The sequence below is a fragment of the Mycobacterium sp. genome, from assembly GCF_035653355.1.
Lineage (GTDB): Bacteria > Actinomycetota > Actinomycetes > Mycobacteriales > Mycobacteriaceae > Mycobacterium.
In genome coordinates this window covers 1-13,670 of the sequence record NZ_DASRBZ010000048.1, presented here as the reverse complement: position 1 = coordinate 13,670, position 13,670 = coordinate 1, and the positions used below count along the sequence as shown (strand labels likewise).

Here is a 13,670-nt window from a genome sequence, read left to right as displayed (position 1 = left end):
AACCGCGAGGAGCTCACCGCCTTACTGCCCAGACGCCAGTCAACGCCGCGCATATAGAAGTCAGCGTGACCATTGAGCAATAAATGGAGGATCGATCATGAGCACCGTAAACTGAAACCTCCCTGTGCCATCGCAGGCGCGTACATCGACTTAACCGACGAGGAGTGTGTCTCGGCCATTTGAGTACGTGCGTACTCGCCCGGCCGGGCCCCTACCGCCGCACGATGTTTGCGTGACAAATGAACTCACCATGCGCGAGCGGGCATTGCGCAGGCTGCCGCTGCCATACTCACTGGCGCTGCGACTGCGTGATGCCGGCGTGGCCCCGGAAGTGGTGTGTGAGTACGTCGGCGTCGAGGAACCCGTCCTGGAAGGTATCTACCGAGTCGCCGAGGCGAAGCTCACTTCGGCACAACAGCACATGACACACCCAGCCTGACCAGTGCCGAGAAGCCGATCGCTTGAACCGCAGCGTAAAGCACGACCAAACTTCAGGGGACATCCGATGTCTCAGCTCCAGCCGCGCCTGCCCCGGTGTTCCAGGACCGCCAGTTTCCCGCTGTTGCGTCCCCGCCAGCGCGGACGCGGACCAGGACACCCAGAAACCACATGGCCTGTTAAACATCCGGCGTCATGATCGCCGGGGGGAATCGGCGATTCGGCGTCATTCCGAAAGGTCATGCCTAAATCAGATACCGCCGACGCCCGGTTATGTCCGCGAACTGACGAAGAGCCACCCACAGTGCGTCAGAGATATCACCGTGCCGCCCGTGACCACGATCAGTTAGCCCGATTAGCGAAATTGAGTACGCGCTTACTCAAGTCGCCGCTCTGGGGGCGGCTCAGGCTTTGGTGACGACGTTTCGTGCTGAAGGGGATACGTGACCATGTTAGATGCCGGGTTGGCGGTGGATTGACGGTCGATTGTGGACAGTGGCTGCACCATATTGACCGAACCACCCGCGACGGGTCTCGACATTCCGCTGGCTGCAACATCGCCCGGCCGTACGGCGACGGCGCTTGTATCTGCCGGAGAGCTTGCGTTCAGAGAACACATACTGGCGAGCCGTGCCGCGGAGTTCCGCGTAGTTGATGAGTTTCTGGCCTCAAGCACAAGCGAGGCCGCGGCCCTACTGGTTGAGGGCGAGCCGGGGATGGGCAAGACCACCCTCTGGCTGGCCTCATTGGACCGGGCGCGCGAACTCGGCTTCAGGGTGCTGTCGGCGCGTCCGGCCGCTGGGGAGTCGGTGCTCGCTTATGCCTCACTTGCCGACATGCTGGGTGAGGTAGAGGCCGAGGTGTGGGCCGATCTGCCTGAGCCGCAGCGGCTTGCAATAGGTGAGGTGCTGCTGCAGGTGGGTCAGACTGGCCGCGCAACGGATCAGCGCGCGGTGGCGGCAGGCTTCCTGTCGGTGATTAGGCGCCTGGCAGCCGATACGCCGGTGCTGGTGGCGATGGATGACCTGCAGTGGCTTGATTCTGCCAGCATGCAAGTTCTCGCCTTCGCCGCGCGTCGACTGCCAAGCCGGACAAGACTTCTCGGAACGATTCGCAGTGGTAGCAACAGCATGAATGTGGCGTCGCAGCTGAATCTCCCACGGCCCGAGGCGGTCCAGCGCATGCTGTTGGCGCCGATGAGCCTTGGCGGTTTGCGCACGGTGATCGCCGCGCGTCTCGGGCGATCATTTTGTCGGCCCACTTTGGTGCGCATCCACGAGACCTCAGGGGGAAACCCGTTCTACGCCTTGGAGTTGGCGCGCGCGCTCGACGATGACATCGCGATCGGTGAGATGCCGTTGCCGAATACGCTCACCGAATTGGTCCGGGCCCGGACTGCCAGCCTTGACTACGAGGTCAATGACGCGTTGCTTGCCGCGGCCTGCGCGGCCGCGCCCACGGTGGAACTCGTGGCCGCCGCAATCAACGCCCCCTGCGGGCGGATTCTCGATCTGCTCGCCTGTGCCGAGGACACCGGGATTGTGGCCATTGACGGGCACCGGCTTCGCTTCACCCATCCGCTGCTGGCCCAGGGCATCTATACCAGCGCTGCGCCTATACGCCGCCGGCGCATGCATCGGCGACTGGCGCAGCTGCTCGAGGAGCCAGAGCTACGAGCCAGGCACTTGGCACTGGCCGCCGCAAGCGGTGATCCGTCGACGCTGCGCTGCTTAGACGAGGCCGCTGAGATAGCGCGTATGCGAGGGGCCCCGACAGCCGCAGCCGAACTCCTCGACCTGGCGGTCCGACTCGGCGGCGACACCGTTGAGCGTCGGATCCAGCTGGCCGCCAACTATTTCAACGCCGGAGACGCCAAACGAGCGCGGATACTGCTGGAGCAGACGATTCGGCGGCCCGCCTCTGGACCGCTGTGCGCTAAGGCATTGTGTCTGCTGGCGGTCATCGACCTGATCGACGCGAGTTTCGCCGACTCCGCGCGTTGGCTTGAGCGCGCTCTCAGAGCGGCGGGAGAAGAAGATCCGGCGCTGCGTCTGCAGCTGCTGGTGATGTTGTCATTCGCGCAACTCAACATGGATCGACGCGAGCGAGCAGCCATGCGTCACATCGAGGAGGCTGTCGCCATCGCCGCCCGGCTGGGGGACCCGCATCTGCTGAGCCAGACCATCTCGATGCGGGTCATGCTGCGCTTCTTGCGCGACGGCGGCCTCGATGAGACGGGCCTGCGCCGTGCACTGAAGTTGGAGGACCGCCAAGCTGATACGCCTCTTCTGTTTCGCCCCAGAATGCATAAGGCGATGTTGTGCGCGTGGACCGGGCAGCTGGAGCGGGCCTGCGACAAGCTGTTGGACATCCGCGAGTGCTGCATCGAGCGGGGTGAAGAAAACGAGCTGCTGGTCATCGATTTTCATCGTGTCCTGGTCGCGATCTGGCGGGCCAACTTCACCGACGCCGACCTAATCGCCGAAGACGCCATGGAACGGGCGCAGCAACTCGGTGGGGAGCTTCCCCGCGCGGTGGCTCTGACAATGCGGGCCGCTGTGGCCGTTTACTGTGGTCGCGAGCACGCCGCCCGCCATGACGCCCGCCAGGCACTGGTGACCTTCCGGCGTTGCGGCCCAAACTTGTTGACCGCGTGGCCCATCACCATACTCGGCTTCCTGGAGGTGTCGCTGGGCAACTACGACGCGGCGCTAGCAACGCTTGAGCCGCTGCTATCCGGGCTGGACACGCAAGGCACGGAGATCTTCGTTGCGTCATTCCTTCCGGACGCGTTGGAGGCAATGATTGCGCTGCGTCGTTTTGCTGAGGCCGAGCCACTGATCGACCGGCTGGAACGCTACGGCCGCCGGCTTGACCGCACCTGGATGCTGGCCGTCGGCACGCGCTGCCGCGCCATGCTCGCCGCCGCCCACGGTGACTTGGGTGCAGCCGCCCTCGCTGCGCAGCAGGCCATGGTAGAACATGACCGGCTGCCGATGCCTTTCGAGCGCGGACGCACCCAGCTGCTGCTTGGGAAACTGCAGCGCCGGCAGCGCCACCGGGAGGCGGCAGCGGCGACTCTGCGCGATGCGCTGGCCGCGTTTGAACGGATGGGCACCGCGTTGTGGGCCGACCAGGCACGCGCCGAGCTGGCACGCCTCGACATCGGCCCCCGCCAAGTCGGTGTGCTCACCCGCTCCGAACAACGCGTCGCCGAGCTTGCCGGTTCGGGCATGACCAACCGCGACGTGGCTGCAGCGTTGTTCCTCAGCCCGAAAACCGTTGAGGCGCATCTTGCCAGCATCTATCGCAAACTCGACATACGCTCTCGCGCCGAGCTCGGTCGCCACATGAGCCGGCCCAAAAAATAAGGGAAACACCCGATTTGGGTGATGCTCGGGAAGACCTACCGTCAAACGATGAGCATCTCCGAATCGGATCTGCTTTGCTACCTCGTCGAGTGGTACCGCCCGGAGCTCACCGCCGAAAGTCTCGACCACACCGCCGCCATGGTCAGCGAAACTGCGGCGAGGATGCGCGCCGAGGGCTCGGCGGTGCGGCTGATGATGACTCTTGCGGTGCCCGCCGACGAAGTGCTGTTCGCGGTCTTCTCCGCTCGCTCAGCACACATCGTTTCGGAGGCCTGCCGCCGGGCCGGCGTCCCCGCGCAGCGGGTCAGCAGCGCTGTGTCGGCCGCGATTCCATCTAGAAGTTAAGGGAAACGCCTGATGCGCCATCGCTCCACTGCTGAATACCGTCGGCACAACAACGCGAGCAACTAGAAGGGAATTCCAATGTCTGTGTTATACGCCCGTGCCCGTGAAGGCGTTGCGCGTGCCGCAGTCGTGGCGACCGCGACCGGATTTCGCCGCTCCGCAATGACGACCCGTGACGATCCGCTCGGCGGCCCTGCAAAAGGTGTTCAACTATCAATGGGAGCTGCCCTGCACGGGAACCCCGCGAAGGGGATCATCATGCTTCGCAGAGGCTTTGTCGCGTCGGCGTCGATGGGCATGCTCGGCATGGCATTGCTCGGCGGCGCGCCCACCGCAAGTGCCGACGTCGTTTCACTGGGCGATTTAACTGTGGATACCGGGGTGGAGCGCCCTGACGGCTCGCGTCTGATAACTGTCAGCGGCGTCGACTCACCCTGGGACCACATCAACGTCCGGACCCCGGACGGAAAGCAGTTCGAGCGGTCCCCCCAAAACGGGATAGCGACGTTCATCGTCAATAGAAATCAGCCCGAGGTCGCGGTCCAGCCTTGTGGAAGGAACGTTCTGGGGAACTCCCGCTGTGGTGATTGGTCGACCTTCTACCCGTACAAGGGCTCGCCTCCGCCAGTTGCCGCGCAGCAGCCGCCCCAGCAGCATCCTCCCCAGCAGCATCCTCCCCAGCAGCAGCAGCCGCCAGCCGCGCCGCCGAAACCCCTTCAGGGCCCAACTGTCTCGGCGAATCCTGGCCTTACAGGCGTGACTTTTCACGTCACTGACCGTAGTGGGGTTACGTCCCAGTGCACGTACTCGTCCGAGGGGTATACGGCCAGCTTCGGCTTGCCCGCCAACGGCTCGTTCGATCTCTCCGTTCCGGCTGTTCGGGAATTCCGCAACCGGACCGGCACGATCACCTGTGATAACGGAACGAGCACCAACACCTCCGTTTTCTTCTGAGCGTGAGCTTGTCGTCCTCGGCGGCGGGTTGCCCCGCCGCCGAGGACTTGGTCACATCCTTGACTCTTGGCGCGGTCGGAGGTCTGTAGTGGGTCGGATCAACCGGGAACTACACGCGGCAATTCGCGGATGTCGTTGTGTGACATCGCTCGTGGCTTGGTCGGCGTGGGAGCCGTCGCCGTTGAGAGCGCGCGTCGCTGGCTGATGCTAGGGAAACACCTGATGCACGCCCGATTCCCGCGCAATACGGTCGGCACACGTTCACGAGACTGAAAGGATGTCCGATGGCGCATGGTCGAGAGAACTACGGTTTTGGCCCGGACGCCACGCGTCAGCTGCACGGGTTAGCCCCGGCGTCACGGGCTTGGTCAAGAGAGCCGATGCCGCAGGGTGGCGGGAACTTCGACCGAGAAGCTACGCGTGCCCGGGCGAGGATGGACTACTTGTCTGACGAAGAGTCCGTTATCGCTCAGGAGCCTCGGCCGTGGTGGAGCCGGCTGCCGGTCATTGTGGGCGCGGCCGCAGTGGTGGGTGTCATCGTCGGGGGTGGTTTGACGTATCAGTTGGCGAGCACGAGCACCCACGCCCCTGCACCGCAAGCTCCCGTGCGGCATGGCCCTGGTGCGGTTCCTCCCAACACCGCGCCGCTCCCCAATACCGCGCCGGACATCGACCATCCCGGCGCAGGTGTGCCTTGGCAGCCGGAAGAACAAGCACCAGTAATCGACAACGCACCGCAACAGGCAATTGACCCGCAAGGTCCTCCGGATCATGTTCCTCCGGCGCAGAACGCTCCGGGACAGGTTCCGCCGGCGCAGCCTCCTGCGCAAGCGCCTCCCTCGCAGGGTGCTCCGGGTCAGGCTCCTCCAGCGCAAGCGCCTCCGGCACAGGCCCCTCCCGCACAAGCGCCTCCGGGGCAGGCCCCTCCCGCGCAGGCTCCGCCGGCACAAGCCCCGCCGGCACAAGCCCCGCCGGCGCAAGCCCAGCCGCCGGAACCGCCGCCCGTCCCGCATCCACAACCGCTCCACCCGCCCCCGGGTTTGTAGGCGGCGAGAAGGAAGAAGACCTACAAGGTGATGTAGTTGTCGGATTATCTGGACAACGAAAGTAGCTTCGGATATTCAGAGATATCGCTGACCACCGTCGTCCAGACCGTCGCCCCGCGTAACGTCGCTCGTACCATGTGCCGAAGCGTCAACCAATCCATGGGTCTTCCGTGAGTTCAGCGCGTCCGCTGTCGGTCACCATCGAGATCCCGGACGAACCCGACCACGCCCGCATGCACCGCGAGGTGAGCGCCCGGCTGCGCTCGGCGATGGCCGAACGCGGCGTAGACGCACTAATTATCTTGATGAACAACAACGTGGTGTACGCGACGGGCGCCAGCTGGCCGCTGCTCGACGCCGGCCTGTCCCACGTGGAACGTCCGGTGGCGATCATGCTCGCCGACGACGAGCACCCGCATCTGTTCATGCCGTTCCGCGCGGGAGCCGTGCCGCACCTCCCGGCCGACCATGTTCATGGACCGCTGTACCTCGAATTCGACGAAGGCGTCGAGCTTTTCGGTAAGGTGCTCGCCGAAGTGGTTCCTACCGGTGCCACGGTGGCGGTCGACGAGATGACCTGCGCGATGCTGCGCGCCTCGGCCCGGCTGTTCCCGGGCGGTCTGCCGGCCGACGCCGCAGCCGTGGTCGATGCCGCCATGCTCGTCAAGACCCCGGACCAGATCGCCTGTATCCGGCGGGCATCCCGGATCACCGAGCAAGCCGCCGCCGAGACGCAGCAGGCATTGGCGCCCGGGGTGCGCCAAATCGACCTGTCGGCCCGATTCGTGCGCAAGTCGTTCGAGCTGGGCGCCACCGCGAACATCCTGGACGCGATCTGGCAGGTGATGCCGAGCAGCCGCGCCGACGGGGTGTGGACCACTCACGGCGATCTCGCGCTGCCGCTGCTGACCTCCGAACGCGAACTGGCGCAAGGCGATGTGCTGTGGACCGACATCAGCATCACCTACGCCGGGTACTGCTCCGACTTCGGTCGCACCTGGCTGGTCGGTGAGCAGCCAGGTGCCCGACAGCAGGAGCAGTTCTCCAAGTGGCGAGCGATCCTCGATGCGGTGCTCAGTGTGACGAAAGCAGGTGCGACGTCAGGTGATCTCGCGCGGGCCGCGATCGCCGCCAACGGCGGCCTAAAACCGTGGCTGCCGCATTTCTACCTGGCCCACGGCATCGGCACCTATCCCGCCGAAACACCCATGATCGGAACCGATTTGGGGGAGGAGTTCGACGACAACTTCGTCTTTCCGCCAGGCATGGTGCTGGTGCTGGAACCGGTGGTATGGGAGGACGGCACCGGCGGTTACCGAAGCGAGGAGATCGTGGTGATCACCGAAGACGGCTGGCTGCCGTTGACCGACTATCCGTATACGCCCTATGGCAACTGACATTCAGGCCGACAACCGCGCGCTGCGCTACGCGCGGCGAGAGCGGGCACTGGGCCGGATGGCGGCCCATGACCTCGACATCCTCGTCCTCGGCCGGCAGGCCAACGTGCGATATGTCACCGGCGCGCCGCAACTGTGGATCGCCGGCACGCGACCCTTCGGCCCTATTTGCGTTGTGGTGCGTGCGACCGGGGAGATTTACCTCAACAGCACCGCCGACGAGGGCATCCCGGAGGAAATCGACCACGACCACCTTTACGGACTGGCGTGGAATCCGATGACGCTCATCGCGGTGCTGCAAAAAATCGAAGGGGCATCGGCGGCACGCCGGGTCGGAACTGACGCGCTGTCACCCACTTTCGCGAAGCTGCTGCCTATCGCGTTTCCGAATGCCGAACTCGTCGACGGGGAATCGACGATGCAGGCCGCACGGCGGATCAAGACGCCCGAGGAGCTGACGGCGATGAGCGCCGCCCTGCGCGTCGCCGAAGACGGTGTCGCCGCAGCGTTAGCCGAGCTGCAGCCTGGTATGCCGGTTAAGACATTGGCTGGTGCGGTGCTGGAAGCGATGGCTGCCGGCGGGGTCAGTACACCGGCCACCCAGGACGCCGCGTGGGTGACGTCCCGCGATCATCCGTGGCAGCACGGCGGCGGCAACGGCCGCGTGCAATCCGGCGATCTGGTGGTCTTTGCCGCTGGCGCTCTGGCGGACGGCTATGTCGGCGAGGTGGCCCGGACCTGGCCGGTAGATGACGCGGGCAACACCGCGATCCGCAAGCTGTATCAGCGCTCAAACATGTTGTGGGACATGCTTATTTCGGCCTGCCGCCCTGGTGTCGCAACGGCCGACCTGTTGGCTGTGTATGACGCCGCCAAGGAGCCGCTGCCGCCGATGCCGGTGGCGTACGGGCTGGGGCTGGGTTTCGATCCACCCGTGGTCACACCGGCGCTGCCGCGAAGCGCAGCGCAGGAACGGCTCGACGCCGGAATGGTGCTGTCGCTCACCGGCTATGTCTGGCAGGAGGGGGTCGGGGCGGTGCTCACCCGCGACGCAGTGCAGATCACCGACGACGGCCCGGCGGTGCTGACCGCGAGCCCATCGTGGGCCGAGTCGGCTACCAGGTCTGTTCGGCCGCCCGCACCAGCATCTGGTTGACCGCCACCCGACGATTGCGGGTGACCATGTAGAGCACCGCGTCGGCGATGTCGTCCGGTTGCAGTTTCAGCATGTTCGCGGTCCGCCGGTCGAAGTCCTGTCGCGCCTGCGGGGCCAGATGGTCGCTGATCTCGGTGTCGACGGTGCCGGGACCGATGACGCCCACGCGTACCCGGTGGCCGATCAGTTCCTGGCGGATGCCCTCGCTGAACGCGTTCAGCCCGAATTTCGTGAGCGAGTAGACCGCGGTTCCCGGCCGGGCCACCCACCCCGCCGTCGAGCTGATCATCACCAGATCGGCAACGCCGCGTGGGGAATTACCGGCGGCGTCGATGAGGTGCGGGAGGGCCGCTCGGGTGACGTACAGGACGCCTTGCACGTTGACGGCGACGAGGTCGTCCCAATCATGCAGTGGCGCATCGGCAGCGGCGCCCATCCGCATCAGGCCCGCGTTGTTCACCACGGTGTCAAGCCGTCCGAACTCGGTGACTGCGCGGCTCACCGCGGTCGCGACCTGGTCGGCGTCGGCGACGTCGGCGGGCAGCGCGAGCGCTTTCCCGCCCGCAGCTTCGATGTCGGCTTTCAGCTCGTGCAGGCGATCGGCCCGCCGCGCGAGCAGGGCCACCGCCGCGCCGTGGGCGGCCAGCGCCCGCGCGGTGGCCGTGCCGATACCGCTGCTGGCGCCGGTCACCAACGCAGCCGTGCCGGCGAGCACCGAGCTCATGTCGGCGGCACCGATCTGCTCGACCTGGCTGGGGCCGAGAGGATTTCGTTCAGCACGTAGTCGTTGTGCTCGCCGAGATCCGGGGCGCCGCGGGTGATCTGCGCCGACCGGCGAGCCATCCGCCACGGCGCTCCCAGGATGGGCCGTTGGCCTTCGCGGTGGTCGCTGACGAACCGGTAGAACTCGCGCTCCCACAGCAGCGGGTCGCTGATCACGTCGATCGACGTCGCGCTCTTGCTCGCTGGGACGCCCGCGGACCGCAGCCGCTGCGCTAGCTGCTCGGCGCCCTGGCTCGCAGTGTGCTGTGCAAGGTCCGCGTCCAACGCATCCGCATGCCGCTGCCGATCGGGGAGCGTGAGGTAGCGGACGTCGTCGGCGAGCCCGGGAGCGTCGAGCACATCGCACAACCGACGCCATTCCGCGTCGTCGGCGACGGCAAGGCTGATCCACTCCTCACCCGAGCATGGATAGCAGCCGTGCGGCGCCAGGTCCGGATGGCTGTTGCCGTCCGGCTCCAATTCCCGTCCTATCACGCTGTATTCGAGCAGACGGTCGCCAATCATCGACGACAGCACCTCCACAGCTGACACGTCGACGAATTGGCCCTGCCCCGTCAGATCGCGATGCAGCAGCGCGACCACGGCCGCGAATGCGGCGGCTGCGCCGACCGTCGAATCGCCGTACCGGATGCTCGTACCCAGCGGGGGGCCGCCACGATAGCCGACCAGCGACGCGAGGCCCGCCAGCGCGGCGAAGCACGGTGCATAACCGGTCTGGTAGCCCAACGGGCCGTCGTTGCCCCACATCTTGATCGACACCGAGATGATGTCGGGTTTGACGGTGACGAGCTGGTCGTAACCCAGGCCCAGCCGCTCCATCGCTTCGGGTCGCAGGTTGTTGATGACGATGTCGCTGCGGGCGATCAGTTCATGCAAACGCCCGAGAGCCGTAGGCGATTTGAGGTCCATGTCCACACTGAGGATCTCGGGGTTGATGCTCAGGAAGTACGGTGCGTGGTTGATGTCGGTGCCGCCGTAGGCGCGCATTTCCTCCGGGTTCGCGGCGGTTTCGACTTTGATCACCTCGGCGCCGAGAAACGCCAGCAGCTTGCCCGCGTACGGGCTTTGGTGAGCTCGACGACCCGGATACCGTCCAGCGGGCCGCCGCGCGACCTGGTCGGCGGTTGGACCGGCGACCAGTTGAGGCAAGGCGGCTGACGCGGCGTCTCGAGGTCATCGAGAACAGCAGAAGTATGCTGCCCGAGAAACGGTGCGGCAGAGGCGATCCGGGCCGGCGAGGCGCCGAATCGGTATCCGACGGTGGGATAGTCAGCCGTGCCGACCACCGGGTGCGTCACGTTGTGGAAGAAGCCGCGGTGACGGTACTGCGGCGAGCGCAGCAGATCCGCGGCACCGTTGACCGGAACCAGCGGTACCCCTAGCTTCTGGGCATCTTCGGCCGTGGCCTCTCGCGGTAAGCCGCGCACCCATGCCCCAAACCCACGCTGAAACGCCGCCACCTTCTCCGCCGTGACCGAAAACTCCAGCCAGTCGTCGTCGAAATCGTCCAGCCAGGGCGGGTGGCCCATAAGTTTCTTGACCGCGGCCCAGTGGGCACGGCTGGCCATGTACAAGTACACAAACCCGTCGGCGCAGGCGAAAAACGAGGCCGGGCCTTGCTGGTCGTAATCGTCGCGGGTGTTCTGCGGCGCGATCTCGCCGGTGATGAACCTGCCGAGGATGCAGTCGGCCCGCGACGCCAGCACCGCCTGCGCTGAGACGTCGACAAACTCGCCCTGCCCGGCGTGCAGGCGCCGAAACAGCGCGGCCGCCACGCACAGCGCCGCGTCGAGGCCCGCCTCATAATCGGCGAGGAAACGACCCGGACCCTTCAGCGGAGGCTGTGCCGGGTCGGGGTGACTCGGGGTGTGGTGACCCCACCCGCTGCTGTGAAACACGTTGAGGCTTTTGGCGTTCTGCACCTCCAGCGGCGCATCGTGCCCGTAGGGGGTGATCGAGCAGAACACCACGGCGGGGTGCCGACGCTGGGTCTCAGTCGCTGGCAGACCCGCCCATGCCGGCCCGCGGTCGTCGACCACCGCATCCGCGGTGGCGATGAGTTCGTGCAAAGTCTCGACACCGGCACCGGGGGTGACAGCGAGCTCCACAGAACGCTTATTGGTGTTCAAATACGCGAACAGCACGCTGAATTCGCGCCCGTCGCCGTTCCCCACCCGCGGCGCCATGCCCCGAGTGGGGCTGCCACACCCCGGGCGCTCGACCTTGATCACGTCGGCGCCAAAATCAGCGAGCAGCTTGCCGCAGTATTCGCCGGCCACCGATTCGGCCAGCTCGACGACTCTGATCCCGGTCAGTGCCGACATGCGATCCGCGGTCAGGGCTTGGCGCGTCCCGACCGACTGAGCCGCCACTCGGGCGGGAAGTTCAGGTCGTTGTCCTTCACAACGTTGTTCAGGCCCTTGCCGAACGTACCTTCGGTGAGGTCGACCTCGTTGTCCTGGTCGTTCTGGATCATCGGCAGCATCCCTTCGACCAGCCCGGTGAGCAGGCTGCCGAAGTACTCGCCCTTGTGCTGCTTGTAGAGCTCGAGGAAAGTCTTCTGCACGGCGACCGTGTCGGTGGGGCGGGACCGCGAGCACGCCATCGCGTACTTCAGCGTCTCCTCCTCGAGCTTCTCGCGGGGAACGACGCTGTTGACGAAGCCGCACTCGTACATCTCCTTGGCAGTGAAAGGCCGCCCGGTGAACAGCATTTCGGAGAACTTGCGCAAGCCCATGGTCTCCGCCCACCACCACAGCCGTGGGCCCCATCCGACGTAGCGGAAGGCGGGGTGGCCGAAGAGGGCATCGTCTGAGGAGACGACGAGGTCGGCGTCGCCGGCCTGGTAGAAGTGCCAGCCGTAGCAGTAGCCCTTGGCCTCGATGATGCTGATTTTGCGTAGTTCCTGAAGTGGTCGGTTGCCGGCACGGGCCTTCGCGTAGAAGTCGGTGACCGTGGACAGATAACGGTATGAGCCGCCCGGCGGGTATTTGACATTGTCATCGTTGATCGCGAGCTCATGCAGCAGCGGCATACCGGGGTTTTCCAGCATGCCGCGTTGCTCGGGAAGATCGCCCCCGCTGCCGAAATCCTCGCCCTCACCGCGGATCACGACAACCTTCACCTCGTCGTCGACGTTGCATTTGTGGATCAGGTCCGCGTAGTTCTGCCGCATACCCAAAGTGGTGGAGTTCTGCGCTTCCGGACGATCGAAGGTGATGTACGCGATCCGGTTTTTGACGTCTTTTTCGAACTTGATGAACGGCTCGGCGTCTTTCTTCATTTGGACATAGTCGTATTCAGGCATCCGTGGTCTCCCGTCTGTGTTTGTTATCTATTTGAGCAAGCGCCGGTTCTCATGGCACTACGACGCGACGCGCGCACGTCGGAGATCTTCTACTCCGCCAGTTTGGCAGCGTGTGACGCCGTTCGGGCAGTTTGTACTCTCCGCTTAAAAGAATCTGGTTCTCGTGCCGCGCCGGCCGGGTCTAGCCGCCTGTCCGCCCGCGAGTGAAGGTGACCGGCAATCGGCCCAACCCGGTCATGCTCGGATTGCCGAGGTATTCATAGACGCCGTTGAGGTCGACCTGATAGTCGGGGATGCGGTCGAGCACCGCCTTGACCATGACTTCGAACATGACACGCGCCAGATGGGAGCCGATGCATCGGTGCGGCCCGAGCCCGAATGCGACGTGGCGGTTGGGAGAACGATCCAAAACAATGTCGTCGGGGCGTTCGAACTCGTGCTCGTCGTGGTTGGCGGCCAGCCAGCTGATGATGACCCGGTCGTTGCGGCGAAGCTGTTGGCCCCCGAGCACCACGTCGCGGGTCACCGTCCGGCTCAGTTGCTGATTGACCGAGAAGTAGCGCAGAAACTCATCTGTGGCGGTGCGGAAGAGCCCGGGGTTTTCGATGAGCTGTTGTCGCAGATCCGGGTGGGTGCCGAGGTGCAGCAGGCTCAGCGCGGTTAGCGACGTCGTGGTGTCGACGCCTCCGCCGATGAGATTCCACAGAATGTCGAGAACCTGAGCGTCGTCGAGGCGCTTGCCGTCGAACTCGAACTGGACGAGGAAGCTGGTCAGATCGTCGCGTGGCTCGACGCGCCGGGTGCCCGCGAACTTCAACAACCCGTCCATCATGGCCGGGACTTCGGCGATGGCTGTGGCGTACTCGTCGCTGT

9 protein-coding genes and 1 pseudogene are annotated in these 13,670 nt (G+C 65.3%); 6 read left to right on the top strand and 4 right to left on the bottom strand.

Annotation, left to right across the window (positions count from 1 at the left end; genetic code table 11):
• The first annotated feature begins 232 nt into the window (after positions 1–232).
• The 6 genes from VFA16_RS01490 (at position 233) to VFA16_RS01465 (ending at position 8,707) form a co-directional block, all read left to right on the top strand.
• The gene (locus VFA16_RS01490; RefSeq protein WP_414687610.1) at positions 233–439 is read left to right on the top strand and encodes a hypothetical protein; all 207 of its coding nucleotides are present in this window, start codon (positions 233–235) and stop codon (positions 437–439) included.
• Between the two features lie 616 nt (positions 440–1,055).
• On the top strand, positions 1,056–3,809 hold the full coding sequence (locus tag VFA16_RS01485) for a LuxR family transcriptional regulator (RefSeq protein WP_324966112.1): 2,754 nt from the start codon (positions 1,056–1,058) through the stop codon (positions 3,807–3,809).
• A 48-nt stretch (positions 3,810–3,857) separates the two neighbouring features.
• A complete protein-coding gene (locus tag VFA16_RS01480) occupies positions 3,858–4,154 on the top strand; it encodes a hypothetical protein (protein ID WP_324966110.1) in 297 nt (98 codons plus the stop codon).
• A 78-nt stretch (positions 4,155–4,232) separates the two neighbouring features.
• Positions 4,233–5,108: a hypothetical protein gene (locus VFA16_RS01475; protein ID WP_324966109.1), complete on the top strand. Its 876-nt coding sequence runs from the start codon at positions 4,233–4,235 to the stop codon at positions 5,106–5,108.
• A gap of 1,279 nt (positions 5,109–6,387) precedes the next feature.
• Positions 6,388–7,551, top strand: coding sequence for a Xaa-Pro peptidase family protein (locus tag VFA16_RS01470; protein ID WP_324966111.1), 1,164 nt, complete (start codon positions 6,388–6,390; stop codon positions 7,549–7,551).
• Positions 7,541–8,707 carry a M24 family metallopeptidase gene (locus tag VFA16_RS01465; RefSeq protein WP_324966108.1) on the top strand — a complete coding sequence of 389 codons (1,167 nt, stop codon included), beginning with the start codon at positions 7,541–7,543 and terminating at the stop codon, positions 8,705–8,707. Before VFA16_RS01470 ends, VFA16_RS01465 begins: the two co-directional genes overlap by 11 nt.
• Here VFA16_RS01465 and VFA16_RS01460 read toward each other — a convergent pair.
• The 4 genes and pseudogenes from VFA16_RS01460 to VFA16_RS01445 form a co-directional block, all read right to left on the bottom strand.
• A complete protein-coding gene (locus tag VFA16_RS01460) occupies positions 8,667–9,431 on the bottom strand; it encodes an SDR family NAD(P)-dependent oxidoreductase (protein ID WP_324966107.1) in 765 nt (254 codons plus the stop codon). The genes VFA16_RS01465 and VFA16_RS01460 overlap by 41 nt on opposite strands.
• Positions 9,428–11,814: pseudogene (locus VFA16_RS01455) on the bottom strand (CaiB/BaiF CoA transferase family protein). Before VFA16_RS01455 ends, VFA16_RS01460 begins: the two are co-directional and overlap by 4 nt.
• A gap of 11 nt (positions 11,815–11,825) precedes the next feature.
• Positions 11,826–12,797, bottom strand: a complete 972-nt coding sequence (locus VFA16_RS01450; protein WP_324966106.1) for an enoyl-CoA hydratase/isomerase family protein — start codon at positions 12,795–12,797, stop codon at positions 11,826–11,828.
• A gap of 181 nt (positions 12,798–12,978) precedes the next feature.
• Positions 12,979–13,670: cytochrome P450 (locus VFA16_RS01445; RefSeq protein ID WP_324966105.1), on the bottom strand; the 692-nt coding region annotated here is incomplete at its 5' end.